At 61.3% G+C, this 24842-nt stretch carries 26 protein-coding genes; 15 read left to right on the forward strand and 11 right to left on the reverse strand.

Features of this window, described 5'->3' with window-relative positions:
- Window positions 1-147: 147 nt before the first annotated feature.
- From coxB to HU773_RS01270, 4 genes are all read left to right on the forward strand, one after another.
- A complete protein-coding gene (gene coxB / locus HU773_RS01255) occupies window positions 148-1275 on the forward strand; it encodes a cytochrome c oxidase subunit II (RefSeq protein WP_115127091.1) in 1128 nt (375 codons plus the stop codon).
- Window positions 1276-1333: 58 nt separating this feature from the next.
- Window positions 1334-2923, forward strand: a complete 1590-nt coding sequence (gene ctaD, locus HU773_RS01260) for a cytochrome c oxidase subunit I (protein WP_057439258.1) — start codon at window positions 1334-1336, stop codon at window positions 2921-2923.
- A 120-nt stretch (window positions 2924-3043) separates the two neighbouring features.
- The gene (locus HU773_RS01265; RefSeq protein WP_057439257.1) at window positions 3044-3595 is read left to right on the forward strand and encodes a cytochrome c oxidase assembly protein; all 552 of its coding nucleotides are present in this window, start codon (window positions 3044-3046) and stop codon (window positions 3593-3595) included.
- Window positions 3596-3629: 34 nt separating this feature from the next.
- A complete protein-coding gene (locus HU773_RS01270) occupies window positions 3630-4517 on the forward strand; it encodes a cytochrome c oxidase subunit 3 (RefSeq protein ID WP_057957900.1) in 888 nt (295 codons plus the stop codon).
- Window positions 4518-4521: 4 nt separating this feature from the next.
- Here HU773_RS01270 and HU773_RS01275 read toward each other — a convergent pair whose 3' ends face one another.
- The gene (locus HU773_RS01275) at window positions 4522-4725 is read right to left on the reverse strand and encodes a twin transmembrane helix small protein (protein WP_017528731.1); all 204 of its coding nucleotides are present in this window, start codon (window positions 4723-4725) and stop codon (window positions 4522-4524) included.
- An 85-nt stretch (window positions 4726-4810) separates the two neighbouring features.
- Here HU773_RS01275 and HU773_RS01280 point away from each other — a divergent pair, with 85 nt between their 5' ends.
- The 5 genes from HU773_RS01280 to HU773_RS01300 are packed head-to-tail and all read left to right on the forward strand — an operon-like array spanning window position 4811 to window position 8719.
- Complete coding sequence (locus tag HU773_RS01280; protein WP_186625924.1) at window positions 4811-5551, forward strand: SURF1 family protein; 741 nt, start codon at window positions 4811-4813, stop codon at window positions 5549-5551.
- On the forward strand, window positions 5517-6110 hold the full coding sequence (locus tag HU773_RS01285; protein WP_057957925.1) for a PA_0111/PP_0108 family redox-active disulfide protein: 594 nt from the start codon (window positions 5517-5519) through the stop codon (window positions 6108-6110). The genes HU773_RS01280 and HU773_RS01285 overlap by 35 nt, the downstream gene beginning before the upstream one ends.
- A gap of 10 nt (window positions 6111-6120) precedes the next feature.
- Window positions 6121-7200 carry a COX15/CtaA family protein gene (locus HU773_RS01290; protein ID WP_128593083.1) on the forward strand — a complete coding sequence of 360 codons (1080 nt, stop codon included), beginning with the start codon at window positions 6121-6123 and terminating at the stop codon, window positions 7198-7200.
- Window positions 7188-8087: a heme o synthase gene (cyoE, locus tag HU773_RS01295; protein ID WP_057444836.1), complete on the forward strand. Its 900-nt coding sequence runs from the start codon at window positions 7188-7190 to the stop codon at window positions 8085-8087. Before HU773_RS01290 ends, cyoE begins: the two co-directional genes overlap by 13 nt.
- Window positions 8084-8719, forward strand: a complete 636-nt coding sequence (locus HU773_RS01300; RefSeq protein ID WP_057439255.1) for an SCO family protein — start codon at window positions 8084-8086, stop codon at window positions 8717-8719. The genes cyoE and HU773_RS01300 overlap by 4 nt, the downstream gene beginning before the upstream one ends.
- A gap of 166 nt (window positions 8720-8885) precedes the next feature.
- On the opposite strand, the gene HU773_RS01305 is transcribed toward HU773_RS01300, so the two are convergent.
- The 3 genes from HU773_RS01305 to HU773_RS01315 are packed head-to-tail and all read right to left on the reverse strand — an operon-like array spanning window position 8886 to window position 11391.
- On the reverse strand, window positions 8886-9659 hold the full coding sequence (locus tag HU773_RS01305) for a MetQ/NlpA family ABC transporter substrate-binding protein (RefSeq protein ID WP_057444837.1): 774 nt from the start codon (window positions 9657-9659) through the stop codon (window positions 8886-8888).
- Between the two features lie 50 nt (window positions 9660-9709).
- Complete coding sequence (locus tag HU773_RS01310; protein WP_029290333.1) at window positions 9710-10384, reverse strand: methionine ABC transporter permease; 675 nt, start codon at window positions 10382-10384, stop codon at window positions 9710-9712.
- Window positions 10384-11391: a methionine ABC transporter ATP-binding protein gene (locus HU773_RS01315; protein ID WP_057439253.1), complete on the reverse strand. Its 1008-nt coding sequence runs from the start codon at window positions 11389-11391 to the stop codon at window positions 10384-10386. Before HU773_RS01315 ends, HU773_RS01310 begins: the two co-directional genes overlap by 1 nt.
- Window positions 11392-11626: 235 nt before the next feature.
- Here HU773_RS01315 and katE point away from each other — a divergent pair, with 235 nt between their 5' ends.
- Window positions 11627-13798: a catalase HPII gene (gene katE / locus HU773_RS01320; protein ID WP_258571572.1), complete on the forward strand. Its 2172-nt coding sequence runs from the start codon at window positions 11627-11629 to the stop codon at window positions 13796-13798.
- 66 nt (window positions 13799-13864) lie between these two features.
- Here katE and HU773_RS01325 read toward each other — a convergent pair whose 3' ends face one another.
- The 4 genes from HU773_RS01325 to zur are packed head-to-tail and all read right to left on the reverse strand — an operon-like array spanning window position 13865 to window position 16670.
- Window positions 13865-14584: a PA5502 family lipoprotein gene (locus HU773_RS01325; RefSeq protein WP_057439252.1), complete on the reverse strand. Its 720-nt coding sequence runs from the start codon at window positions 14582-14584 to the stop codon at window positions 13865-13867.
- Window positions 14585-14621: 37 nt separating this feature from the next.
- Complete coding sequence (gene znuB, locus HU773_RS01330; protein ID WP_029290341.1) at window positions 14622-15410, reverse strand: zinc ABC transporter permease subunit ZnuB; 789 nt, start codon at window positions 15408-15410, stop codon at window positions 14622-14624.
- Window positions 15403-16188, reverse strand: coding sequence for a zinc ABC transporter ATP-binding protein ZnuC (znuC, locus tag HU773_RS01335; RefSeq protein WP_057444838.1), 786 nt, complete (start codon window positions 16186-16188; stop codon window positions 15403-15405). Before znuC ends, znuB begins: the two co-directional genes overlap by 8 nt.
- The gene (gene zur, locus HU773_RS01340; RefSeq protein ID WP_029290345.1) at window positions 16188-16670 is read right to left on the reverse strand and encodes a zinc uptake transcriptional repressor Zur; all 483 of its coding nucleotides are present in this window, start codon (window positions 16668-16670) and stop codon (window positions 16188-16190) included. The genes znuC and zur overlap by 1 nt, the downstream gene beginning before the upstream one ends.
- A 58-nt stretch (window positions 16671-16728) precedes the next feature.
- Between zur and HU773_RS01345 the strand changes: the two genes are divergently transcribed.
- Entirely contained in the window at window positions 16729-17658 is a 930-nt protein-coding gene (locus HU773_RS01345) for a zinc ABC transporter substrate-binding protein ZnuA (RefSeq protein ID WP_057439251.1), read from the forward strand.
- A gap of 125 nt (window positions 17659-17783) precedes the next feature.
- Here HU773_RS01345 and HU773_RS01350 read toward each other — a convergent pair whose 3' ends face one another.
- Together HU773_RS01350 and HU773_RS01355 are read right to left on the reverse strand one after the other, a co-directional pair.
- Window positions 17784-18737, reverse strand: a complete 954-nt coding sequence (locus HU773_RS01350) for a homoserine kinase (protein WP_057439250.1) — start codon at window positions 18735-18737, stop codon at window positions 17784-17786.
- Window positions 18738-18793: 56 nt separating this feature from the next.
- Complete coding sequence (locus HU773_RS01355) at window positions 18794-19084, reverse strand: DUF2782 domain-containing protein (protein WP_169960467.1); 291 nt, start codon at window positions 19082-19084, stop codon at window positions 18794-18796.
- Between the two features lie 74 nt (window positions 19085-19158).
- On the opposite strand from HU773_RS01355, the gene polA reads away from it, so the two are divergent.
- Window positions 19159-21954: a DNA polymerase I gene (gene polA / locus HU773_RS01360; RefSeq protein WP_057957905.1), complete on the forward strand. Its 2796-nt coding sequence runs from the start codon at window positions 19159-19161 to the stop codon at window positions 21952-21954.
- Between the two features lie 267 nt (window positions 21955-22221).
- On the opposite strand, the gene yihA is transcribed toward polA, so the two are convergent.
- Complete coding sequence (yihA, locus tag HU773_RS01365) at window positions 22222-22863, reverse strand: ribosome biogenesis GTP-binding protein YihA/YsxC (RefSeq protein ID WP_032862650.1); 642 nt, start codon at window positions 22861-22863, stop codon at window positions 22222-22224.
- Between the two features lie 192 nt (window positions 22864-23055).
- Here yihA and HU773_RS01370 point away from each other — a divergent pair, with 192 nt between their 5' ends.
- The 3 genes from HU773_RS01370 (at window position 23056) to dsbA (ending at window position 24832) form a co-directional block, all read left to right on the forward strand.
- A complete protein-coding gene (locus tag HU773_RS01370; RefSeq protein WP_057439249.1) occupies window positions 23056-23346 on the forward strand; it encodes a c-type cytochrome in 291 nt (96 codons plus the stop codon).
- Between the two features lie 46 nt (window positions 23347-23392).
- Entirely contained in the window at window positions 23393-24007 is a 615-nt protein-coding gene (locus tag HU773_RS01375; protein ID WP_057439248.1) for a c-type cytochrome, read from the forward strand.
- A 189-nt stretch (window positions 24008-24196) separates the two neighbouring features.
- The gene (gene dsbA / locus HU773_RS01380; RefSeq protein ID WP_057439247.1) at window positions 24197-24832 is read left to right on the forward strand and encodes a thiol:disulfide interchange protein DsbA; all 636 of its coding nucleotides are present in this window, start codon (window positions 24197-24199) and stop codon (window positions 24830-24832) included.
- The last annotated feature ends 10 nt before the right edge of the window (window positions 24833-24842 follow it).

The raw sequence follows: 24842 nt of genomic DNA on the forward strand, positions 1-24842 counted from the left end.
TCTATACTCGGGGATGTACGCAATTAGCTGATGACGCCCGACTGCATTAGGCAGGCAAGGCTTGGCGGATGTAAGCAGTTTGGAAGCCGCCCCCTTGGCCGCAGGTGCAAACCGGCGGGATAACAAGAACGATAAGGGGAACCCGCAATGACGCGACATCCACATGTTTGGATGGGCTTACTCTTGTGGTCAGTATTCAGCCAGGCGCAGGCCGCCTGGACGGTGAATATGGCACCAGGGGCCACGGAAGTCAGTCACGCCGTATTCGACCTGCACATGACCATCTTCTGGATCTGTGTGGTGATCGGCATCATCGTGTTTGGCGCCATGTTCTGGTCGATGATTATGCATCGACGTTCCACGGGCCAGGTGGCGGCCAAGTTCCACGAAAGTACGACGGTGGAAATTCTCTGGACCGTGGTGCCCTTGCTGATCCTCGTCGCCATGGCCATTCCGGCGACCAAGACCCTGATCAACATCTACGACAGCAGTGAGTCGGATATCGATATCCAGGTCACCGGCTATCAGTGGAAGTGGCACTACAAATACCTGGGCCAGGACGTCGAGTTCTTCAGCAACCTGGCCACCCCCGCCGAGCAGATCCATAACCAGGCCACCAAGGGCGAACACTACCTGCTGGAAGTCGACCAGCCGCTGGTGCTGCCGGTGGGCGCCAAGGTGCGCTTCTTGGTGACTGCCGCCGACGTGATCCACTCCTGGTGGGTGCCGGCGTTTGCGGTCAAGCGCGATGCCATCCCCGGCTTCGTCAACGAGGCCTGGACCCGGGTCGAGAAGCCCGGCATCTACCGTGGCCAGTGCGCGGAGCTGTGCGGCAAAGACCACGGTTTCATGCCCATCGTGGTCGAGGTCAAGTCCAAGGCCGACTACGCCACCTGGCTCGGCGAGCGCAAGGAGGAAGCTGCCAAGCTCAAGGAGCTGACCTCCAAAGAGTGGACACTCGAAGAGCTGGTGGCCCGTGGCGACAAGGTCTACCACACCGCCTGCGTAGCCTGTCACCAGGCCGAAGGCCAGGGCCTGCCGCCGATGTTCCCGGCGCTCAAAGGCTCGAAGATCGCCACTGGACCGGCGGCAGACCACCTGAGCATCGTCTACCACGGCAAGCCCGGTACAGCGATGGCGGCCTTCGGCAAGCAACTGTCGGAAGTCGATATTGCAGCGGTCGTGACTTACGAGCGTAACGCCTGGGGTAACAACAAAGGCGACATGGTCACGCCTAAAGACGTGCTGGCCATCAAACAGGCGGAAAGCAAATGAACCTCTTCATTGCGTATGCCCTGAACCGCCCCGCCCATCTGCTTGCAGGAGAACGGTCATGAGCACTGTGATTGATGACCACGGTCATGCCGCTGACCACGCCCACGGTCCCGCCAAGGGCTTGATGCGCTGGGTGCTGACCACCAACCACAAAGATATCGGGACCATGTACCTGTGGTTCAGCTTCGCCATGTTCCTGCTGGGTGGTTCGTTCGCCATGGTGATCCGCGCCGAGCTGTTCCAGCCGGGCCTGCAGATCGTCGAGCCGGCGTTCTTCAACCAGATGACCACCATGCATGGCCTGATCATGGTGTTTGGCGCGGTGATGCCGGCGTTTGTCGGCCTGGCCAACTGGATGATCCCGCTGATGATCGGCGCACCGGACATGGCCCTGCCGCGCATGAACAACTTCAGCTTCTGGCTGCTGCCGGCGGCGTTCCTGCTGCTGGTCTCGACGTTGTTCAGCCCGGGCGGTGGGCCGAACTTTGGCTGGACCTTCTACGCCCCGCTCTCTACCACTTACGCCCCGGAAAGCGTGACGTTCTTTATCTTTGCCATCCACCTGATGGGCATCAGCTCGATCATGGGCGCGATCAACGTGGTCGCGACCATCCTCAACCTGCGCGCACCCGGCATGACGCTGATGAAGATGCCGCTGTTTGTCTGGACCTGGCTGATCACCGCCTTCTTGCTGATTGCAGTGATGCCGGTACTGGCCGGTTGCGTGACCATGATGCTGATGGATATCCACTTCGGCACCAGCTTCTTCAGCGCCGCTGGCGGCGGTGACCCGGTGCTGTTCCAGCATGTGTTCTGGTTCTTCGGCCATCCCGAGGTGTACATCATGATCCTGCCGGCCTTCGGTGCCGTCAGCTCGATCATCCCGACCTTCTCGCGCAAGCCGCTGTTTGGCTACACCTCAATGGTCTACGCCACGGCGAGCATCGCGTTCCTGTCGTTTATCGTGTGGGCGCACCATATGTTCGTGGTGGGCATTCCGTTGGTGGGCGAGTTGTTCTTCATGTACGCCACCCTGCTGATCGCGGTGCCCACCGGGGTCAAGGTGTTCAACTGGGTCAGCACCATGTGGCAAGGCTCGCTGACCTTTGAGACGCCGATGCTGTTTGCCGTGGCCTTTGTGATCCTGTTCACCATTGGCGGCTTTTCCGGGTTGATGCTGGCCATTGCCCCGGCGGACTTCCAGTACCACGACACCTACTTTGTGGTGGCGCATTTCCATTACGTACTGGTGCCCGGCGCAATCTTCGGGATCTTCGCCTCGGCCTACTACTGGCTGCCGAAATGGACCGGCCATATGTACGACGAAACCCTGGGCAAGCTGCACTTCTGGCTGTCGTTCGTGGGGATGAACATGGCGTTCTTCCCCATGCACTTCGTGGGGCTGGCCGGCATGCCGCGGCGGGTGCCGGACTACAACCTGCAGTTCGCCGACTTCAACATGGTGTCGTCGATTGGCGCCTTTATGTTCGGTGCTACGCAGATCTTCTTCCTGTTTATCGTGATCAAGTGCATCCGTGGCGGCCAGCCGGCACCGGCCAAGCCGTGGGATGGCGCCGAAGGGCTGGAGTGGAGCATTCCTTCACCGGCGCCCTACCACACCTTTACCACGCCGCCGGAGGTCAAATGAACCCGGTCATGAAAACACTCCCGATCCCCTGTGGGAGCGGGCTTGCCCGCGATGGCGGCCTCAAGACCCCTGCAGAGCTTGAGGGCCTCATCGCGAAGCCAGCTCGCCCAGGTGGGCGTCATGGCTGACTCCGTACCTCTCAACCGCCTGGTCACGCGCCTGCTTATCCTGGTGCTGGCGATGTTCGCCTTCGGCTTTGCCCTGGTGCCGATCTACGACGTGATGTGCAAAGCGTTTGGCATCAACGGCAAGACCGCCGGGCAGTACGAGGGCTCGCAGGTGGTCGACCCCTCGCGCCAGATACGGGTGCAGTTCCTGTCGACCAATGCCATCGATATGGTCTGGGAATTCCACTCCAGGGCCGACGAAATCGTGGTCCATCCCGGTGCGGTCAACGAGATGGTGTTCGTGGCCTTCAACCCCACCGACAAGCCGATGACAGCCCAGGCGATCCCGAGTATTTCCCCGGCCGAAGCGGCGATGTACTTCCACAAGACCGAGTGTTTTTGCTTCACCCAGCAAGTGCTGCAGCCGGGAGAGCGCATCGAGATGCCGGTGCGCTTCATTGTCGATCGCGACATGCCCAAGGATGTGAAGCATTTGACCCTGGCGTACACGCTGTTCGATATCACTGCGCGCCAACCGCCCGTGGCTGTCCATACCGGCGGCTAGGCGTGCCTGCGGGCTCGATTAGGAGAACGGATACATGTCGACTCATGATACGTACTACGTACCAGCGCAAAGCAAATGGCCAATAATTGCCACGTTTGGGCTGTTGATCACCGTGTATGGCCTGGGTGTGTGGTTCAACGACCTTAAGGCGGCCCGCCCGGAATCCCACGGTCCGCTGATCTTTTTCGTTGGCAGCCTGCTGCTGGCCTACATGATGTTTGGCTGGTTTGGCGCGGTGATCAAAGAAAGCCGCGCCGGCTTGTACAGCGCGCAGATGGACCGCTCGTTCCGCTGGGGCATGACCTGGTTCATCTTCTCCGAGGTGATGTTTTTCATCGCGTTCTTTGGCGCGCTGTTCTATGTGCGGCATATGTCGGCGCCGTGGCTCGCCGGTGAGGGCTCCAAGGGCATTGCCCATATGCTGTGGCCCAACTTCGAGTTCGCCTGGCCGCTGCTCAACAACCCGGATCCCAAGCTGTTCCCGGCGCCGGAAGGCACCATCAGCCCGTGGGGCCTGCCGTTGGTCAACACCATCTTGCTGGTGAGCTCCAGCGTGACCATCACCATCGCCCACCACGCCCTGCGCAAGGGCCATCGCGGCGCGCTGAAGATCTGGCTGGCGATTACCGTGTTGTTGGGGGTGGCGTTCCTCGGCTTCCAGGCTGAGGAATACATCCACGCCTATAAAGAGCTGGGCCTGACGCTGGGGTCCGGGGTGTATGGCGCGACGTTCTTCATGCTCACCGGCTTTCACGGCGCCCACGTGACCATCGGCACGATCATTTTGTTCGTGATGCTGATGCGCATCCTCAAGGGGCATTTCAATGCCGAGCACCAGTTCGGTTTCGAAGCGGCCAGTTGGTATTGGCACTTTGTCGACGTGGTGTGGATCGGGTTGTTTTTCTTCGTCTACGTGCTGTAGCGACTTACCAGGGGGCGTGGGAAACCAGCTGGCCGCTGAAGAACCCCCAGGTGATCAGCGCCAGGGTGATCACGGCCAGCACCACACGCACGGTCAAGGCGGTGACGAGGCGATTGGAGTGGCCTTCGTCCTTGACCAGAAAGAACAAGCCACTGAACAGGCTCACTACAGTAGCGATCAGCATCAGGGCAATAGCGGCTTTGAGCATGGTCAGGCTCCAGGGCTCTTTATTTTGAGGGGCGGGCAATGAGATTCAGTATAGCCAGCGCAGCATCGACCTTCGCGGTAACGCCATGAAACGCTTTCGCCCCGGGATTGCACCGACCCTGGTGGTGCTGGTGTTGCTGCCGTTGATGGTGTTCCTGGGTTTTTGGCAGTTGTCCCGTGGCCAGGAAAAACAGGCGCTGCTCCAGAGTTACGCTGAGCGCCGGGCGGCGCAGCCTATCAGCGTTGTGCAACTGGCGGCGGTGGCTGATCCGGCCTTTCGCCGGGTGCAGTTGCGCGGGGAGTTCGATGCCGGGCACAGCGTGCTGCTGGATAACCGCATGCGCGACGGCAAGGCCGGCGTCGAGTTGCTGCAACCCTTTCATGACCAGGCCAGCGGCCAGTGGCTGTTGCTCAATCGCGGCTGGCTGCCGTGGCCGGATCGGCGCACGCCGCCAGCTTTCACCACCCCCGACCAGCCTTTGAATATCAACGCCTGGGTGTATGTCGCCCCCGGCGAGACGTTCCAGCTACACGCCGACCCGGCAGCCGCGCAATGGCCGCGCCTGCTGACGGCGCTGCACCCGCAGGCGCTGTGGGCCGAGTTGGAGCGCAGCGGGTTTGCCTTTGAACTACGGGCCGAAGCGGGCCCGGCGACCTATGAAACCCAATGGCCGGTGGTGGCCATGGGGCCGGAAAAACACGTGGGGTATGCCGTGCAGTGGTTCGCCATGGCGCTGGCGCTGCTGGGCCTTTACCTCTACCTCGGCTGGCACAACGCAAGGGAGAAGCACCATGGGAGCGGCCATGAATCCACTCAACATGTCTGACACGCCAGCGGCGCCCAATCGCAGCAAGGGGCGCTGGCAACTGATCCTGATCCTGCTGATGGTGATCGGCCCGATGGTGCTGGCGACCCTGATGTACAAGTGGCAGTTCTGGGTGCCGGATAACCGCAGTGATCATGGCGAGATGATCGGCAACGGCCAGACCCGCGCCGATATCGGCGTACAGGCTGACGAGGAGCGCTGGCAATTGCTGGTGACCGCACCCGCGGCCTGCGCCGCCGAATGCCAGCAGTTGGTCTACCTCGCGCGCCAACTGCAGATCGGCCTGGGGCGTGATGCGTTCCGTGCCAGCCATGCCCTGGCCAGTGCGCAGCCGGTCAGCGCCGCGTACGAGGCCAAGCTCAAAGCCGAATACCCGCAATTGCGGCGCTTGCCCCTGGACCTGCCGACCTTCAAGCAAAACGCCGCCGCGCCGGGCGATGCGCAACTGTGGATCGTTGACCCTCACGGCAACCTGGTGCTGCGCTATGACGCGCGGGTCAAGGGCAAGGATCTGCTGAACGACCTGCGCCACCTGCTGAAACTGTCGAATATCGGATAAGGGCATCGTCATGGCCAAACCTGGATTTCGCCTCGCGCTGTTTGCCACCCTGCTGGCGCTGATTGTGGTGCTGCTGGGCGCCTACACGCGCCTGACCCATGCCGGCCTCGGTTGCCCGGACTGGCCGGGTTGCTATGGCTTTATCAGCGTGCCGAAAAGCGAGGCCCAGTTGGCCCATGCCGAGTTGCACTTCCCGGACACGCCGGTGGAGGCCGACAAAGGCTGGAACGAGATGGTCCATCGCTATGCGGCGGGCACCCTGGGGTTGTTGATCGCGCTGTTGGCCACCCGCGCCTGGACCCATCGCCGGCATCCGGGGCAGCCGTTGAAGCTGCCGCTGTTCCTGCTGGTTGTGGTGTTTGCCCAGGCAGCCTTTGGCATGTGGACGGTGACGCTCAAGCTCTGGCCGCAGGTGGTCACTGGGCATTTGCTGGGTGGCTTCGCGACGTTAAGCCTGTTGTTTCTGTTGACCCTGCGTCTGTCCGGGGTGTTGCCGGCGCTGATCGTGCCCCGGCGTTTGCAGTATTGGGCCACCGCCGGCCTGGTGCTGGTGATCGGGCAGATCGCCCTCGGCGGCTGGGTCAGTTCCAACTATGCGGCGGTGGCCTGTATCGACTTGCCGACCTGCCATGGCGAGTGGTGGCCGGCGGCGGATTTTGCCAATGGCTTTCACCTGACCCAGCATATCGGCCCCAACTACCTGGGCGGGCAACTGGACAGTGATGCGCGTACGGCGATTCACCTGACCCATCGCCTGGGCGCGCTGGTGGTGACTGTGGCGCTGCTGGGCCTGGCCTGGCAGCTCAAGGCGGTGGGCATGACCCGCCTGGCGGGCCTGCTGCTGGTCGCCCTGGCCGTGCAGATCGGCCTGGGCCTGAGCAATGTGTACTTTCATTTGCCGCTGCCGGTGGCGGTCGCCCATAACGCCGGCGGTGCAGCGTTGCTGCTGACCCTGGTGCTGGTCAATTACCACGCCCGTACCAGCCTGGTGCGGGTCCGCCATCAAGTGCCGTTCGGTTGGCGCTTCAGCCCGCGCAAGCACGTGTCGGGTCTGATTACCCTTAAAGGAGAGATGCCATGGCGACCTTGATTGGCGAGCGTCACAGCCAGGCGATCTGGCGCGACTACCTGGAGCTGACCAAGCCCAAGGTGGTGGTGCTGATGTTGATCACCTCGCTGGTGGGTATGTTTCTCGCCACCCGCGCCGGGGTGCCGTGGACGGTGCTGATCTTCGGCAACCTGGGGATTGCCCTGTGTGCCGGCGGCGCAGCGGCGGTCAACCATGTGGTGGACCGGCGCATCGACGCGCTGATGGCGCGCACCCATAAGCGGCCGCTGGCGGAAGGCCGGGTGTCGCCGGCCGCCGCGCTGACATTTGCCCTGGCGCTGGCGGTGGCCGGGCTGGGCTTGTTACTGGCGTTTACCAACCCACTGGCGGCCTGGCTGACCTTGGCCTCACTGCTGGGCTATGCGGTGATCTACACCGGTTTTCTCAAGCGGGCGACGCCACAGAACATCGTGATCGGCGGCCTGGCCGGCGCGGCGCCGCCGTTGCTCGGTTGGGTGGCGGTCACCGGGCATGTGAGTGCCGAGCCGTTGTTGCTGGTGCTGATTATCTTCGCCTGGACCCCGCCGCACTTCTGGGCCCTGGCCATCCATCGCAAGGAGGAGTACGCCAAGGCCGATATCCCGATGCTGCCGGTGACCCACGGCGAGCACTACACCAAGGTGCATATCCTGCTCTACACCTTCGCGCTGCTGGCGGTGAGCCTGATGCCCTATGTGATCCATATGAGCGGGCTGTTGTACCTGGGGTGTGCGCTGGTTCTGGGCGCGCGCTTTCTGCAATGGGCCTGGGTGCTGTACCGTGGCAGTCGGCCGCACGCGGCGATCAATACCTTCAAGTACTCTATCTGGTACCTGTTTTTGCTATTTATCGCCCTGCTCGTAGACCACTACTTATTGTTGAACCTATGACTCGAACTCAAAAAACTGTCTTTATCCTGGTGGCCCTGGTGGCGTTGATCATGGGCCTGACCGTCAACAAAGTGCTGTCTGGCAAGGGCCAGGGCGACCCCACGGCATTGATCGACGCGGGCATTATCCTGCTGCCGCAAAGCCGCCAGCTGCCGCCTGTGACCATGACCAACCAGGACGGCCAGCCGGTACTGGTCAATGAGTTGAAGGGCAAGTGGAGCGTGCTGTTCTTTGGCTACACCTTCTGCCCGGACATTTGCCCGACCACCCTCGCCCAGTTGCGGCAGATCAAGAGCGAGCTGCCCAAGGACGTGGTGGATAAGCTGCAAGTGATCCTGGTCAGCGTTGACCCGCATCGCGACACGCCGACTCAGCTCAAGCAATACCTGAGCTACTTCGATCCGCAATTTGCAGGCCTGACCGGGGCGAATGTGGAAGAGGTGCAGAAGGTCTCGAATGCCGTGAGCATTCCGTTTATTCCGGCGGATACCAGCAAGCCGAACTACACCGTCGACCATAGCGGTAACTTGGCGTTGATCGGCCCGGACGGCACCCAGCGCGGGTTTATTCGTGCGCCGTTGAACAACCAGAAGCTGGTGGCGCAGTTGCCGGGGTTGTTGCAGCGCAACTGAGCCGAACGGCTATTTTGCTGACCATACAAAACAAATGTGGGAGCGGGCTTGCTCGCGATAGCATCACCGCGGTGTAACTGATACACCGCGGCGCCTGCATCGCGAGCAAACCCGCTCCCACATAAAGCTGCTCCCACATTCTGAACTGCGGTGTGTTGGAGCCCGATCAGAACGCCGGCAGGATCGCCCCTTTGTACTTCTCGTTGATGAATTTCTTCACTTCCGGGGTCTTCAGGGCTTTGACCAGCTTCTGCACCGCGTCCGAATCCTTGTTGTCCTCGCGGGTCACCAGGATGTTGACGTAAGGCGAGTCGTTGCCTTCGATCGCCAGGGCATCCTTGGAAGGGTCCAGCTTGGCTTCCAGGGCGTAGTTGGTGTTGATCAGCGCCAGGTCGACCTGGGTCAGCACGCGCGGCAGGGTGGCGGCTTCCAGTTCGCGGAATTTCAGACCTTTTTCGTTGCCGGTGATGTCCTTGATGGTCGACAGGATATCGGTCGGGTTCTTCAAGGTGATCAGGCCCTGGTTGGCCAGCAGCAACAGCGCGCGGCCGCCGTTGGTGGCGTCGTTAGGGATCACTACATTGGCACCGTTCGGCAGCTCGGCCAGGGTCTTGTACTTGCTGGAGTACGCGCCCAGTGGCTCCAGGTGCACGCCGGCGACGCTGACCAGGTGGGTGCCCTTGGCTTTGTTGAACTCATCCAGGTACGGCTGGTGCTGGAAGAAGTTGGCGTCCAGGCGCTTCTCGGCCACCTGTACGTTCGGCTGCACGTAGTCGGTGAACACCTTGACCTTCAGGTCCACGCCTTGCGCGGCCAGGGCCGGCTTCACGAATTCAAGGATTTCCGCGTGCGGCACCGGTGTGGCGGCGACCGTCAGGGTTTCGGCGGCGTGGGCGGAAAACGCGGCAACCGCGGCGAAAGCAACCAGTAGTTTTTTCATCCAACAAGCTCCTTGTTCGGGCATCTGCCGGCGGGGGCCGGCAATCGCCTTTATTTTCGAGAGTAGTGTGTCACCAGCTTATCGCCGATGGTTTGCAGAATCTGCACCAGCACAATCAACATCACCACGGTCACGACCATGACGTCATCCTGGAAGCGCTGGTAGCCATAACGGATCGCCAGGTCGCCCAGGCCGCCGGCCCCCACCACACCCGCCATGGCGGTGTAGCCCACCAGGGCAATGGCGGTCACGGTGATTGCAGCAATGATGCCCGGCTTTGCCTCGGGCAGCAGCGCCTTGGTGATGATCTGCCGTGTGGTGGCGCCCATGGCCTGGGTCGCCTCGATGATGCCGCGATCGACCTCGCGCAGGGCGGTTTCCACCAGCCGTGCGAAGAACGTCGAAGCGCCTACCACCAGCGGTGGAATCGCACCGGCCACGCCCAGCGAAGTGCCGGTGAGGAACACCGTGGTGGGGATCATCACGATCAACAGAATGATAAACGGCAGAGAGCGGATGGCGTTGACCACGAATGCCAGGGCGGCATAAGTGGTTTTCTGCTCCAGCAACTGCCGTGGGCTGAAAAGAAACAGCAGGATGCCCAGTGGCAGGCCGACCAGGACGGTGAAAAACAGCGAGGTGCTGAGCATCAGCATGGTGTCGCTGGTGGCAACCCAGATATCAGCCCAGTCGACGTTGTCGAAGTAATGCAGTAGCACGTCCATTAACGCAGGACCTCCATATGCACATCGGCTGCGGTAAAGCGCGCGAACGCCGCTTCCATGTCACCGCCGGTGATGGCCAGGGTCAGTTGCCCGTAAGGGGTATCTTTGATGTGGTCGATACGACCGGCGAGGATGCTGTAGTCCACACCCGTTTCGCGGGCGACGGTACCCAGCAGTGGCGCGTAGGTCGCTTCGCCCTGGAACGTCAGGCGCACGATGCGGCCTGGCACATGGGCGAACACATCACGCTGCTCGCCTTCATCGACCTGCTCGGCTTCCTGCACAAAACGCTTGGTGGTCGGGTGCTTGGGGTGCAGGAACACGTCGGCCACCGGGCCTTGCTCGACAATCACCCCGGCGTCCATCACGGCGACCTGGTCGCAGACACGGCGGATCACGTCCATTTCATGGGTGATCAACACGATGGTCAGCTTTAACTCGCGGTTGATCTCGGCCAGCAGTTGCAGGACCGAGGCGGTGGTCTGCGGGTCGAGGGCACTGGTGGCTTCGTCGCACAGCAGGATTTTCGGTTTGGTGGCCAGGGCGCGGGCGATACCGACGCGCTGCTTCTGGCCGCCGGACAACTGCGCCGGGTACTTCTTGGCATGGTCGGCGAGGCCGACCCGGTCCAGCAGCTCGGCCACGCGCGCATCAATCTCGCGGCGCGACAGTTCGCCCGCCAGGGTCAGTGGCAGCGCGACGTTGTCGGCGACGGTCTTGGAGGCCAGCAGGTTGAAGTGCTGGAAGATCATCCCGACCTGCTGCCGGAAACGGCGCAGGCCGTTGGCATCCAGGGCGGTGACTTCTTCGTCATCGACCTTGATCTGGCCGCCCGAAGGCTCTTCCAGACGATTGATCAGGCGCAGCAGGGTACTTTTTCCCGCGCCGGAATGGCCGATGAGGCCAAACACCTGGCCGTTCTCGACGCGCAGGCTGGTGGGGTGCAGTGCGGGAATATCCTTGCCGGCGACCCGGTAGGTTTTATGGACGTTATGAAACTCGATCACGTAGCGAACCTTGTGGGGCGCATTGAAAAGGGATCAGCGGTTAGCCGGGCGCGCATTTTAGCCTGTCCGTATAGCGTTTCTTAGCATTTATTTCGTATTCAACCAGCGATTTGGCAATAACGCGATCAAAGGTCATAAAAAAGGAACGGTAAAAAATCCCGTCAGTCACTACTTAAGCAACTCGATTTCCCGGGTGCCGTGCCCGGGGTTTTGCTCACACGAGCCAGGGACCGCTCTGGCCTACGCAAACGAGGAGTTTTGTCTGATGAGTACCAAAAAACCCGCTACGCCGCCCAAGAGCGAGCTTGCAGGCACCGATACCCTGGACCGTGGCAACACCAATGCCAAGCTGCAAAGCCTGGAAAAATTCCGTTCCGACGCCACTGGCCAGGCGCTGCGCACCAACCAGGGGGTGAAAATCTCCGATAACCAGAACACCCTGAAAGCCGGCGCCCGGGGGCCTTCGCTGCTGGAAGATTTCATCATGCGTGAAAAAATCACGCACTTTGACCATGAACGTATCCCGGAGCGCATCGTGCACGCCCGCGGCACTGGCGCCCATGGCTACTTCCAGACCTATGAAAACCATTCGGCGCTGACCAAGGCGGGTTTCCTGCGTGACCCAGGCCGTAAAACCCCGGTGTTCACGCGTTTTTCCACAGTGCAGGGCCCGCGTGGTTCAGGCGATACGGTGCGTGACGTGCGCGGCTTTGCCGTGAAGTTCTTCACCGACGAAGGCAACTTCGACCTGGTGGGCAACAACATGCCGGTATTTTTCATTCAGGACGCGATCAAGTTTCCTGACTTCGTGCATGCGGTAAAGCCTGAGCCGCACAACGAAATTCCTACCGGCGGCTCGGCTCACGACACGTTCTGGGATTTTGTCTCGCTGCAGCCGGAATCGGCGCACATGGTGATCTGGGCGATGTCCGACCGCGCCATTCCAAAAAGCCTGCGCAGCATGCAGGGTTTTGGGGTGCACACGTTCCGTCTGGTGAATGCCGAGGGTCAATCCAACTTCGTCAAATTCCACTGGCGCCCGACAGCGGGTACCTGCTCCCTGGTGTGGGACGAAGCGCAAAAGTTGGCCGGTAAAGATACCGACTACCACCGTCGCGATCTGTGGGATGCGATCGAGATGGGCGATTACCCGGAGTGGGAATTGGGCGTACAGGTGATTCCGGAAGATAAGGAGCACGCGTTCGATTTCGATATCCTCGACCCGACCAAGTTGATTCCGGAAGAGTTGGTGCCCATCACCCCGCTGGGCAAGATGGTGCTCAATCGCAACCCGGACAACTTCTTCGCTGAAGTTGAACAGGTCGCGTTCTGCCCAGGCCATATCGTGCCGGGTATCGACTTCTCCAATGACCCGCTGCTGCAAGGTCGGTTGTTTTCCTACACCGACACACAGATCAGCCGTCTAGGTGGCCCGAACTTTCACCAGTTGCCGATCAACCAGCCGCTGACGCCCCTGCATAACAACCAGCGCGATGCCATGCACCGCAGCACCGTCGATAAAGGCCGCGCGTCCTATGAGCCGAACTCTATTGATGGCGGCTGGCCGAAAGAAACCCCGCCGGCAGCACAGGACGGCGGTTTCGAGTCGTACCCGGAGCGCATCGACGCGCACAAGATCCGTGAGCGCAGTGAATCGTTCAGCGACCATTTCTCCCAGGCGCGCCTGTTCTTCAACAGCATGAGCACGCACGAGCAGGAGCACATCATCGCGGCCTACAGCTTTGAGCTGGGCAAGGTCGAGCGTGAGTTTATCCGCGCGCGTCAGGTCAATGAGATCCTGGCCAATATCGACCTGGGCCTGGCCAAGCGCGTGGCCGAGAACCTGGGCCTGCCGGCGCCGAAAAAAGGCACCGTGCCGGTGCGCAAGACCGCACCGGAGCGTTCGCCGGCCTTGAGCCAGGCCAACCTGCTGTCGGGGGATATCAAGACGCGCAAGGTGGCGATCCTGGCGGCCAATGGTGTGGATGGTGCCGCGATTGCCGCGCTGAAAAAGGCGCTGGCCGCAGAAGGCGCCCATGCCAAGTTGCTTGGGCCGACCTCGGCGCCGGTGACCACCGCCGATGGCAAGAGCCTGGCGGTGGATGCCTCGATGGAAGGCCTGCCGTCAGTCGCGTTCGATGCGGTGTTTGTGCCGGGTGGGGCGAAGTCGATCCAGGCGTTGAGCGGCGACGGTGTGGCGTTGCATTACCTGCTGGAGGCGTACAAGCATTTGAAGGCGATTGCCTTGGCGGGTGAGGCGAAGCAGTTGCTGCAGGTGCTCAAGCTGGAGGCGGATGCGGGACTGATTGTCGGCGGGGATGCCAAGGCGTTGAAGGCGTTTATTGCGGCGATTGCCCAGCATCGGGTCTGGGAACGCGAGCCTAGGGCCAAGGCGGTTCCGGCTTAAGTCATTGGTAGTTTGATAGGGCGCCATCGCGGGCAAGTCGAATCGTCGCACTGCCCGCGACTGGCTTCAGTCGGCTTTACGCGGAATCAACACAACCTGCGCCGGAATATGCCTGAGGATCTGCCGATGAATCTTCAGGTCGTACCCTGAATCAATCCGCTTCACCCGTTTAGTCAGCAGCGTGTTCAGCCACGGGTAATCCTCGGTGCGCGGCACCTGGATGCTCACATCACACTGGTAATTCACCACATCGGTGGCGATGGCATCCAGTTGATGGCGCAATTCCTGGATATCCGTGAGGTTCAGCGCCACCGTGGTGCTTTCGGCGGTGGGGTCGATGACCTTGGCTGGCGGCTTGGCTTCGGCAGCTTTCAGGGCGGCTTCGGCTTTATCCAGCTCGGCTTTGCGCGCGTGGGCGATGGCATTGTTGACCCCACCGGTCAGCGCGGGAGCCTTGGGCATCAACGCCCGGGCGCGGCTCAAGGCCGTAGCGGCGGCGTTGACATCGCCTTTTTGCAGGACGATCTGGCTGCGCTGCAAATAGGCCTCGGCCAGTTGGCGCTGATACGGCTCGAGTGCCGGGTCGTCGGGCGATTGGGCCTGCAACGCGGCGAGTTGGTCCTCGGCGGTGGCCAGCTCACTGCTGGCCAGGTTTTGTTCCAGCTGTGCAATGGCCACCGCGCGCGCATCCGGCACCTCGGGGGCGACGGGCGGGGTGCTTTGGCAGGCGCCCAGCAGCAGGGAAAATGCGGCAAGGAGCAGATAACGGGAGGTGAACGGCTTCATTCCTGCGACTCTCTAATTGCGCAAAAAGCGAGCAAGTCTACACCCCTCGACGGGGCAGGACAAAACTCAGCAGAAACAGTGCGGCGGCCGTGACCACAATCGACGGCCCGGCCGGGGTGTCCTTGAACCAGGACAGTGCCAGGCCACCACACACGGCAAGCATCCCCAGCAAACTGGCGCCAACCGCCATCTGTTCCGGCGAGCGTGCATGACGCTGGGCGGCGGCGGCGGGGATGATCAATAGCGACGTGATCAACAATACGCCGACTATCTTCATTGCGACAGCAATCACCACCGCGATCAGCAACATCAGGGTCATGCGCAGCGCTGGTACGGGCAGGCCTTCGACAGTGGCCAGCTGTTCGTGGACGGTAATTGCCAGCAGCGGTCGCCACAGGGCTACCAGCAGAATCAGCACCGCAGCGCTGCCGCCGAGAATCCAGGCGAGGTCCGTGGGGCTGATGGCCAGCAGGTCGCCGAACAGATAGGCCATCAGGTCGATCCGCACTTCATGCATAAAGCTCAGCACCACCAGGCCCAGGGACAGGGTGCTCGGCGCAAGGATCCCCAGCAGCGTGTCCGAGGCCAGTGGCTGGCGCTGTTGCAGGGTCACCAGCAGCACCGCCAGCAGCAGGCAGCCGACGGTCACGGCAATGGTCGGGCTGACGTCCAGCAAAAAGCCCAGGGCCACGCCGAGCAAGGCAGCGTGGGACAAGGTGTCGCCAAAGTAGGCCATGCGTCGCCAGACCACGAACGAACCCAATGGGCCCGCCACCAGCGCCAGAGCCAAGCCTGCAAGCAGGGCGTAGAGCAGAAAATCAGCCATGCTTGCAGCCATCTCCGTGGACGTGGGTATGAGGGGCAGTCGGATCGGCGACCACGGCGCCATGTAGGTCGTGGGCATGGTCGTGACGGTGGTGGTAGATCGCCAGGCTCTGGGCGTTTTTGCCGAACAGCTCGACGAAGGCCGGGTCGCCGCTGACCTGCTCCGGGTGGCCGGAGCAGCAGACGTGGCGATTGAGGCAGACCACCTGGTCGGTGGTGCTCATCACTAGGTGCAGGTCATGGGACACCATCAGCACGCCGCAGCCATGCCGGTCGCGCAGGCGGGTGATCAGGCTGTAGAGCTCGGCCTGGCCGGCGACGTCGACGCCCTGCACCGGTTCATCGAGCACCAGCAATTCGGGTTCGCGCAGCAGGGCGCGGGCCAGCAGCACGCGCTGCATTTCGCCGCCGGAGATGCTTTGGACCGGGCTGTCGATGACCTGCTCGGCACCCACTTCCTTGAGCGCAGCCTGGGCGCGAGTGCGGTCCACGCCCGGTACCAGGCGCAGGAAACGCAGCACCGAGAGCGGCAAGGTCGGATCGACGTGCAGTTTTTGCGGCATGTAGCCGATGCGCAGCTTGGGCTTGCGCCAGACACTGCCGCTATCGGGCTTGAGCAGCCCCAGTACCGCGCGTACGAGGGTGGTCTTGCCGGCGCCGTTGGGGCCGATCAGGGTGACGATCTGCCCCGGCTCGACGCTCAGGTCAATGTTGTCCAGCACGTTCTGGTCGGCGAACGTGACGCCGACCTGTTCCAGGCGGATCAGCGCAGTGCTCATCAAGCCCCCTGGCAGCCCGAGCAGATGCCAACCACTTCGACGGTCTGCCCTTCGACTCGGAAGCCGACATCGCCGGCACTCTTGATAATCGCGTCGCTGATGCTTTTTTGTTCAAGCTCGATGGCGGCGTGGCATTCGCGGCAGATCAGGAACTGGCCCTGATGCGCGTGTTCCGGGTGGTTGCAGCCGACAAACGCGTTCAACGAGGCGATGCGGTGCACCAGGCCATTTTCCAGCAGGAAGTCCAGCGCACGGTACACCGTGGGCGGCGCGGCGCGGCGACCGTCCTGCTCGCTGAGCACGCCGAGAATGTCGTAGGCACCCAGTGGCTTGTGGCTCTGCCACACCAGTTCCAGCACCCGCCGACGCAGGGCGGTCAGGCGCAGGCCTTGGCGTGCGCACAGGGCATCGGCCTCCGACAGTGCGTTGTGCACGCAGTGAGAGTGGTCGTGGGGACGGCTGGCAAGCGGTGTTTTAGGCATGAGCGGCGACAGATATTTGTGAGAGACGTTATTATGTTACCCGTTCCTGCTGACTTGAGTGCTTATCGTGTCCCGACTTTTTGCCGTTTTTGTCGTATTTGTCACCAGTTTATTGATTGCCGGGGCTGCCCAGGCCGAGGTTCGGGTGCTCACCAGCATCAAACCCTTACAGCTGATTGCCGCCGCTGTGCAGGACGGCGTGGCGGTTCCAGAGGTGTTGCTGCCTCCGGGAGCCTCGCCGCATAACTACGCATTGCGCCCATCCGACGTACGGCGTGTGCAGTCGGTGGATCTGCTGTATTGGATCGGTCCGGACATGGAAGGCTTCCTGCCACGGGTCCTCAAGGGTCGCAACTTGCCCACAGTGGCCGTGCAGGAACTGCCGGGCCTGAAGCTGCGGCATTTCGCCGAAGATCATCACTCCCATGGCGAAGAAGCCGACGATCATGATCACGACCATCGCCCCGGCAGCCTGGATGCCCACTTGTGGTTGTCGCCGGTGAATGCGCGGGTGATTGCGGCCAGGATGGCGGCGGACTTGAGCGCGGCTGACCCCGCCAACGCAGAGCGCTACCAGAGCAACCTGCAAGCGTTCAACGGGCGCCTGGATGCCTTGGACCTGCGTTTGAAAGCGCGCCTGACGGGGATCGCCGGCAAGCCTTACTTCGTCTTCCACGAAGCCTTCGATTACTTTGAAGATGCCTACGGCCTCAAGCACACCGGCGTGTTCAGCGTGGCCGCCGAGGTACAACCCGGTGCCCAGCATGTGGCGGCGATGCGCACGCGCCTGCAGGAAGTGGGCAAGACCTGCGTGTTCAGCGAGCCACCCTTGCGCCCCCGCCTGGCCGAGACCCTGGTGGCTGGCCTGCCGGTGAAACTGGCGGAACTGGATGCCCTGGGCGGCTACACCCCGGCCACGGGCCAGGGGTATGAGCAGTTGCTGGAGAAACTGGGTAACGATTTGGCAGGGTGCCTGGAGTCGTTGTAACCGACGACATAGAACCCCTGTGGGAGCAGGCTTGTGTGGGAGCGGGCTTGCCCGCGATAGCGGTGTATCAGGCGCTGATAGGCGACTGACACGCCCTCATCGCGGGCAAGCCCGCTCCCACAGCGTCAGAGGGCGAACGGCAGTTGGAGAGTGGCCTGCTGGCGCTGCTCCAGTCGTTGCTGGAACTCCACTGGATCGTGAATCAGCACGTCCTGCCCGGCAAATGACTCGGCAGCAATCAGCCGTGACAGCCAAAACCGCACACACGCCACGCGCAACATGGTCGGCCACAGCTCGGCTTCCTTGGCGCTGAACGGCCGCAGTGCCGCGTAGGCGCCCAGCAGTGCGCGGGCGCGATGGCCGTCGATCACCCCGGCGGCGTCCGAGCACCAGTCATTCAGGGCAATTGCCACGTCGTACAGCATCGGCCCGGAGCACGCGTTGTAGAAGTCGATCAACCCGGTCAGGTGGGTGCCTTCGAACATCGCGTTGTCGCGAAACAGGTCGGCGTGGAGGTTGGCGCGGGGCAGCGTGAGGATCTGTTCCTTGTGTTGCTGGATTTCATCCAGTGCCGTTTGCAACAGCTGCTGCTGGTGGGCGTCGAGGTGCGAAATCAGCTGCGCGCCCTCCTCGAGCATCCAATCCAACCCACGATCGGTCTTGCGCTCCAGCACCTTGTCGCCCTGTGTGGCCAGGTGCAAGTGGCCAAGCAACTCGCCTACTTGCACGCAATGCTGGGCGTTGGCGTCCTGGATGTGCTTGCCCGCCAGGCGCGGTTGCAGCAGCGCCGGCTTGCCTGCCAATTCGCGCAGGGCCACGCCGTCGGTGGTGCGCAGGGCGTAAGGCACGGGCAGGTCGGCGTCGTGGAGTACGTCGAGCAGTTCGATGAAGAACGGCATTTCGTCCACGGGGCCGCGTTCAACCAGGGTCAGGACAAATTCGCCCTGTTCCAGGCTGATAAAGAAGTTGGTGTTTTCGCTACCAGCGGCAATCCCCTGGAAATCGAGCAGGCGGCCGAGCCCGTAAGGGGCGAGAAAGGTTTCCAGCTCGGGCCGAGCCAGGGGGGTGAACACAGACATGGTTAAAACTGCCAGTACGGGCGCCGCGGGCCGCAGCGCCGATTAAAATTAAGAAATCATTTCCATTCGAAGATCTTCCATGACGGGATCAGCATATCCGGCTGGTCCGAGCGGATGAAGTTCGCATCGGTTCCGTCCGCGCGCACCAGAAAATACGGTTTGCCGCCCTTGGGCGTTACCTTGATTGCGTACAGGAAGCCGTTTTGGCGGAATTCCTGGATGGTCTTGTCGCCTTCCGTGCGAATGGTGACTTCCGGATCGCCCGAAGGAGCATCGTCTGCCGCTATGGCAGCCATCGGAGCGAGTGCAATCAGGCCGGTCAACAGCAGGCGATTGAATGTGCGCATGATAACCTTGTCCCTTTGTTGTCAATGGTCCGGCTATTCTAGCGCCAGACCCGCCGAAAAGGTTGATCCTGCTCATGAGCCAAGCCCCCCTCGTCCTGGTGGACGGTTCTTCATATCTGTACCGCGCCTTCCACGCGCTGCCGCCGCTGACTACGTCCAAAGGCCTGCCGACCGGTGCGGTCAAGGGCGTGTTGAACATGCTCAAAAGCCTGCGCAAGCAGTACCCGGACAGTCCGTTCGCGGTAGTGTTCGACGCCAAGGGCGGGACATTTCGCGATGACATGTACGCCGAATACAAGGCCAACCGCCCGAGCATGCCCGATGACATGCGCGTGCAGATCGAGCCGCTGCACCAGAGCGTGATCGCCCTGGGCTTCCCGCTGCTGTGTGTCGAAGGTGTCGAGGCCGACGACGTGATCGGCACCCTGGCCCGCAGCAGTGCGGCTGCCGACCGCCCGGTGGTGATCTCCACGGGTGACAAGGACATGGCGCAGTTGGTCGATGGGCACATTACCTTGGTCAACACCATGACCGGTAGCGCCATGGATGTGGACGGCGTAAAGGAGAAATTTGGTGTCGCTCCCGAGCAGATCATCGACTATCTGGCGTTGATGGGCGATTCCTCCGACAACATCCCGGGTGTTCCCGGTATCGGTCCTAAGACCGCTTCGGGACTGCTGGTCGGTGTGAACGGCGGATTGAAAGAGCTCTACGAGCAGCTCGATATTGTCCCGAGCTTGCCGATCCGTGGGGCCAAGACCCTGCCGGCCAAGCTGGAAGAGCACAAAGAGATGGCGTTCCTGTCCTACCAGTTGGCGACCATCAAGGTCGATGTGCCCCTGGATGTTGGCCTGGAAGACTTGCACCTGATCGAGCCGGATCGCGAGAAGCTGCTTGAGCTGTACACCCTGCTGGAGTTCAAGAGCTGGATCGATGAGATTCAGCGTGATGCCAAGCGGGTCGAGCTCAAGGCTGCCGCTGACGTTGCACCGGCTCAGGTTGCAGTTGCGGCCCAAGCGCCTGTGGCCCCGGTCGAAGCGCAGTACGAGACCATCCTCGACCAGGCCCGCTTTGACGTCTGGTTGAAAAAACTCAATGACGCGAAGTTGTTTGCCTTTGATACCGAAACCACCGGTGTCGACGCCCAGCAGGCGCAACTGGTGGGGGTTTCATTTGCGGTGCAGGCCAATGAAGCGGCCTACATCCCGCTCACCCATTCCTACATCGGCGTGCCCGAGCAACTGGACCGCGATACGGTGTTGTTGGCTCTCAAGCCGCTGCTGGAAGACCCGAACAAGCTCAAGGTCGGTCAGCACGCCAAGTTCGACATGAATATCCTGGCCAATTGCGCCATTGGCGGCGACCCGGCGCACGGCATCACCGTGCGCGGCATCGCCTTCGACACCATGCTCGAATCCTACGTGCTGAACTCCACCGCGACCCGGCACGACATGGACAGCCTGGCGAAGAAGTACTTGGAGCATGACACCGTCAGCTTTCAGGACATCGCCGGCAAAGGCGCCAAACAGCTGACCTTCGACCAGATTGCCCTGGAGCAGGCCGGTCCCTACGCTGCTGAAGATGCCGATGTGACCCTGCGCCTGCACCTGGCCCTTTACGAACAACTCTGCGCCCTGCCGAGTCTGGCCAGTGTGCTGACGGATATCGAGATGCCATTGGTGCCGGTACTGGCGCGGATCGAGCGCCAGGGTGCCCTGGTAGATGCCGCGCTGCTCGGCGTGCAGAGCATCGAGCTGGGCAACAAGATGGTGGAACTGGAGCGTCAGGCGTATGAAATCGCCGGCGAGGAGTTCAACCTGGGTTCGCCCAAGCAATTGGGGGCAATCCTCTACGAAAAACTCGGGCTGCCGGTGTTGAAGAAGACTGGCAAGGGCCAGGCCTCTACCGCCGAGGAAGTGCTGGCCAAGCTGGCCGAAGATGACTATCCATTGCCTAAGGTGCTGATGCAGTACCGCAGCATGAGCAAACTCAAAAGCACCTACACCGACCGTTTGCCCGAGCAGATCAACCCGCGCACGGGGCGGATCCACACCTCTTATCATCAGGCCGTGGCCGCTACCGGGCGTTTGTCGTCCAGTGATCCGAACCTGCAGAACATCCCGGTGCGCACCGCCGAAGGCCGGCGGATCCGCCAGGCGTTCGTTGCGCCCAAGGGCTACAAGCTGCTGGCGGCGGACTACTCGCAGATCGAACTGCGGATCATGGCGCACCTGTCCAAGGACGAGGGCTTGCTCAACGCCTTCCGCGACAACCTGGATGTACACACGGCCACGGCGGCCGAGGTGTTCAAGGTCGAGCTGGGTGAGGTCACGTCCGACCAGCGCCGTAGCGCCAAGGCGATCAACTTCGGCCTGATCTACGGCATGGGCGCGCAGAAGCTGGGCAAGGATATTGGCGTCGATACCAAGACGGCCAAGGCCTACATCGATGTGTACTTTGCCCGCTACCCAGGGGTGCGCGAGTACATGGAGCGCACCCGTGCCCAGGCATCCGACCAGGGCTATGTGGAAACCCTGTTCGGGCGCCGCCTGTATCTGCCGGATATCCACTCCAACAAGCCCCAGGAGCGCGCGGGCGCAGAGCGTACCGCGATCAACGCGCCGATGCAGGGCACTGCCGCCGATATCATCAAGAAAGCCATGGTCAAGGTCGACAACTGGCTGACGGAGTCGGGGTTGGACGCCAAGGTCATCCTGCAGGTACACGATGAATTGGTACTGGAGGTCCGCGAAGACCTGGTGGCTGAGGTCAGCGAGAAGATTCGCGAGCACATGAGCGGTGCGGCGAGCCTGGATGTGCCACTGCTGGTGGAAGTCGGGGTGGGCGATAACTGGGACCAGGCGCACTGATCATCTGGCAGTGCTGCGGCATGACGTCGCAGCACTGCCTATAGATCGGAAAGCTCCGAGAGTTATTTCCAATAGTTTTTCCGGGCGCCGGAACTTAACCCATGAAAAGTCACTCAGAGTTACTGAATGGGTGGTGAAGCCCTTCAATGCTCCTATGTTGTGTTAAGTGTTGGCAGATATCTGGACCCCGCCCTAGCGGTCCGGAACTTGGACCCCGAACTTCCCCTCCCCATACGAAGTCCGGGGTTTTTTTTGCCTGCAGAAAAGTTACTCGGCGATTTCCGCGCCCTTGTCCGCCAGCTCCATCCAGCCTGCCAGCACGGTATAGGCGTCTTCCAGGCCCATGCGCTTGGGCGCCGAGAACAGCTGGATAGTGATCGCATCACCCCAACCCTTACGGATTTCGGCCTGCACTTTGAGCAAGGTGTTCTTGGCTGCGCCGTAGGTCAATTTGTCGGCCTTGGTCAGCAAAATATGCATTGGCATGCCACTGGCGACCGCCCAATCGAGCATCAACAGGTCGAAATCGGTCATTGGATGACGGATATCCATCATCAGGATCAGCCCTTTCAGACTTTCGCGGCCACCCAGATAGGCTTCCAGGTGACGCTGCCAGTGCAGCTTCAATGGGATAGGTACTTTTGCGTAACCGTAGCCCGGCAGGTCGACCAGACGCCGATCATCGTCTAGCTTGAAGAAGTTGAGCAGCTGTGTGCGGCCCGGGGTTTTCGAGGTGCGAGCCAGGCTGGCATGGGTCAGGGTGTTGAGCGCGCTGGACTTACCGGCGTTGGAGCGCCCGGCGAAGGCCACTTCAAAGCCTTCGTCGTCGGGGCATTGGTCGACTTTGGCGGCGCTGAGCATGAACGTGGACTGTTGGCACAGACCGAGGATGGGGTTCTTGAGTTGCATGGGATTTCCGATGTGGGCGGTGCCGGGAATGGGTGCGGCAAGTAGTGTCGTTCCCGTTTCAGTGGCGCCAGTATATAATGCCGCAGATTTTGTGTGTGCTTTGTCCCAGCGAAGGATGAAGTTCACGGGAGCGATAGACCTTTATTGCGCATTAGAACGCAAAACGCTTCCAAACCCTGAAAAGGTCGACGTATGACCCAGTGGCTGCTAGCTGTCGGTGTCCTGATACCACTTTACAGTGCGCAGGCTACACAGGATCCGGAAGCTGTGTACAACCGCGTTTGTGCGGCTTGTCATGCCGGGCAGTTGCCAATGGCCCCCAAGCGGGGTGACCAGGCAGCCTGGGCGCCGAGACTGGCGCAAGGCATGGATACGCTGGTGCAGCATGTGACCCAGGGTTTCAAGGCGATGCCGCCGCGTGGTTTGTGCATGGAATGCCGTGCCGAGGATTACCAGGCCATCATTGTTTTGATGAGCGAGTAGACCCGGTCCATAACTCTATAACCTTTAGCCGTAATTGGATTAGCTGATGAACAAATTGATCGTGAGTCTGCTGTTGACCTTGGGCATCACTGGTGTTGCCCATGCTGCAGGTGACGCTACTGCTGGCCAGACAAAGGCCGCTGTATGTGGTGCCTGCCATGGAGCGGATGGCAACAGTCCGTTACCCAACTTTCCAAAACTGGCGGGCCAGGGTGAGAAATACCTGACCAAGCAGATGCACGACATCAAGGACGGCAAGCGAACGGTATTGGAAATGACCGGCATGCTGACCAATCTCAACGATCAGGACCTGTCGGATATCGCGGCGTATTTCGCCAGCCAGGCAGGCAGCGTGGGGGCGGCGGATCCAAAACTGGTCGAACGTGGTGAAAAGCTGTTCCGTGGCGGCGACCTCGACAAAGGCCTGCCGGCCTGTACCGGCTGCCACTCTCCGGATGGCTCGGGTAACGCCGCAGCAGGCTTCCCGCACCTGGGTGGCCAGCACGCCCAGTACATTGCCAAGCAACTGACTGATTTCCGCAAGGAAGAAGCCGGCCGTGCCAACGATGGCGATGCAATGACCATGCGTACGATTGCGCGCAAACTGAGTGACGAAGACATTGCAGCGGTAGCCAGCTACATCCAGGGCCTGCACAAGTAAGGTGCGCAAGACCGGGGGTACATCAGCGGTAACGTTAACGCTCGATTAATCCGTCGATGCAAGCATAAAAAGGGTGGCTGAGGCCGCCCTTTTTTGTGGCCGCTACCGTTACACTAACGAACTCATGCCCGTGTAGACCTGTCATAAAAAAGGTCGCGCGAGGCGACTTTATTTGTCCAGGAGTAAAGCATGCGTAAATTGATCCTCAGCGCCGCTCTCGTCACTGCCAGCCTGTTCGGCATGACCGCCCAAGCCGCCGATGTGCCGCTTGAAGCGGGCAAGACTTATGTTGAATTGGCCAATCCGGTGCCGGTTTCCGTGCCGGGCAAGATCGAAGTCGTAGAGCTGTTCTGGTATGGCTGCCCGCATTGCTACTCTTTTGAGCCGACCATCAACCCTTGGGCCGAGAAGCTGCCTTCGGACGTGAACTTCAAGCGCCTCCCGGCCATGTTCGGCGGCCCTTGGGATGCCCACGGCCAGATGTTCCTGACCCTGGAAGCCATGGGTGTGGAGCATAAGGTCCACAACGCGGTGTTCGAGGCAATCCAGAAACAAGGCAAGCGCCTGACCAAGCCTGAGGAAATGGCTGACTTCCTCGCCACCCAGGGCGTGGACAAGGACAAGTTCCTGACCACCTTTAATTCCTTTGCCATCAAGGGCCAGATCAAACAGGCCAAGGATCTTGCGCAGAAGTACGGCGTGCAAGGCGTTCCAACCCTGATCGTCAACGGCAAGTACCGCTTTGACCTGGGCTCCACAGGTGGTCCTGAAGCGACCCTGAACGTTGCCGACCAGTTGATCGCCAAAGAGCGCGCAGCCAAGTAAGGGGCTCGCC

It is taken from the genome of Pseudomonas shahriarae (assembly GCF_014268455.2).
In the GTDB taxonomy this organism is placed as follows: Bacteria; Pseudomonadota; Gammaproteobacteria; order Pseudomonadales; family Pseudomonadaceae; genus Aquipseudomonas; species Aquipseudomonas shahriarae.

Excerpts from the sequence above, each read along its gene's own strand:
- znuB (WP_029290341.1), bottom strand. The coding sequence starts at position 15,410 with ATGGCTGATTTTCTGCTCTACGCCCTGCTTGCAGGCTTGGCTCTGGCG.
- HU773_RS01265 (WP_057439257.1), top strand. The coding sequence starts at position 3,044 with ATGGCTGACTCCGTACCTCTCAACCGCCTGGTCACGCGCCTGCTTATC.
- dsbA (WP_057439247.1), top strand. The coding sequence starts at position 24,197 with ATGCGTAAATTGATCCTCAGCGCCGCTCTCGTCACTGCCAGCCTGTTC.
- HU773_RS01305 (WP_057444837.1), bottom strand. The coding sequence starts at position 9,659 with ATGAAAAAACTACTGGTTGCTTTCGCCGCGGTTGCCGCGTTTTCCGCC.
- HU773_RS01275 (WP_017528731.1), bottom strand. The coding sequence starts at position 4,725 with ATGCTCAAAGCCGCTATTGCCCTGATGCTGATCGCTACTGTAGTGAGC.
- ctaD (WP_057439258.1), top strand. The coding sequence starts at position 1,334 with ATGAGCACTGTGATTGATGACCACGGTCATGCCGCTGACCACGCCCAC.
- znuC (WP_057444838.1), bottom strand. The coding sequence starts at position 16,188 with ATGAGCACTGCGCTGATCCGCCTGGAACAGGTCGGCGTCACGTTCGCC.
- HU773_RS01325 (WP_057439252.1), bottom strand. The coding sequence starts at position 14,584 with ATGAAGCCGTTCACCTCCCGTTATCTGCTCCTTGCCGCATTTTCCCTG.
- zur (WP_029290345.1), bottom strand. The coding sequence starts at position 16,670 with ATGCCTAAAACACCGCTTGCCAGCCGTCCCCACGACCACTCTCACTGC.
- HU773_RS01310 (WP_029290333.1), bottom strand. The coding sequence starts at position 10,384 with ATGGACGTGCTACTGCATTACTTCGACAACGTCGACTGGGCTGATATC.
- coxB (WP_115127091.1), top strand. The coding sequence starts at position 148 with ATGACGCGACATCCACATGTTTGGATGGGCTTACTCTTGTGGTCAGTA.
- polA (WP_057957905.1), top strand. The coding sequence starts at position 19,159 with ATGAGCCAAGCCCCCCTCGTCCTGGTGGACGGTTCTTCATATCTGTAC.
- HU773_RS01270 (WP_057957900.1), top strand. The coding sequence starts at position 3,630 with ATGTCGACTCATGATACGTACTACGTACCAGCGCAAAGCAAATGGCCA.
- HU773_RS01355 (WP_169960467.1), bottom strand. The coding sequence starts at position 19,084 with ATGCGCACATTCAATCGCCTGCTGTTGACCGGCCTGATTGCACTCGCT.
- HU773_RS01300 (WP_057439255.1), top strand. The coding sequence starts at position 8,084 with ATGACTCGAACTCAAAAAACTGTCTTTATCCTGGTGGCCCTGGTGGCG.
- HU773_RS01280 (WP_186625924.1), top strand. The coding sequence starts at position 4,811 with ATGAAACGCTTTCGCCCCGGGATTGCACCGACCCTGGTGGTGCTGGTG.
- HU773_RS01370 (WP_057439249.1), top strand. The coding sequence starts at position 23,056 with ATGACCCAGTGGCTGCTAGCTGTCGGTGTCCTGATACCACTTTACAGT.
- HU773_RS01285 (WP_057957925.1), top strand. The coding sequence starts at position 5,517 with ATGGGAGCGGCCATGAATCCACTCAACATGTCTGACACGCCAGCGGCG.
- yihA (WP_032862650.1), bottom strand. The coding sequence starts at position 22,863 with ATGCAACTCAAGAACCCCATCCTCGGTCTGTGCCAACAGTCCACGTTC.
- HU773_RS01290 (WP_128593083.1), top strand. The coding sequence starts at position 6,121 with ATGGCCAAACCTGGATTTCGCCTCGCGCTGTTTGCCACCCTGCTGGCG.
- cyoE (WP_057444836.1), top strand. The coding sequence starts at position 7,188 with ATGGCGACCTTGATTGGCGAGCGTCACAGCCAGGCGATCTGGCGCGAC.
- HU773_RS01350 (WP_057439250.1), bottom strand. The coding sequence starts at position 18,737 with ATGTCTGTGTTCACCCCCCTGGCTCGGCCCGAGCTGGAAACCTTTCTC.
- HU773_RS01375 (WP_057439248.1), top strand. The coding sequence starts at position 23,393 with ATGAACAAATTGATCGTGAGTCTGCTGTTGACCTTGGGCATCACTGGT.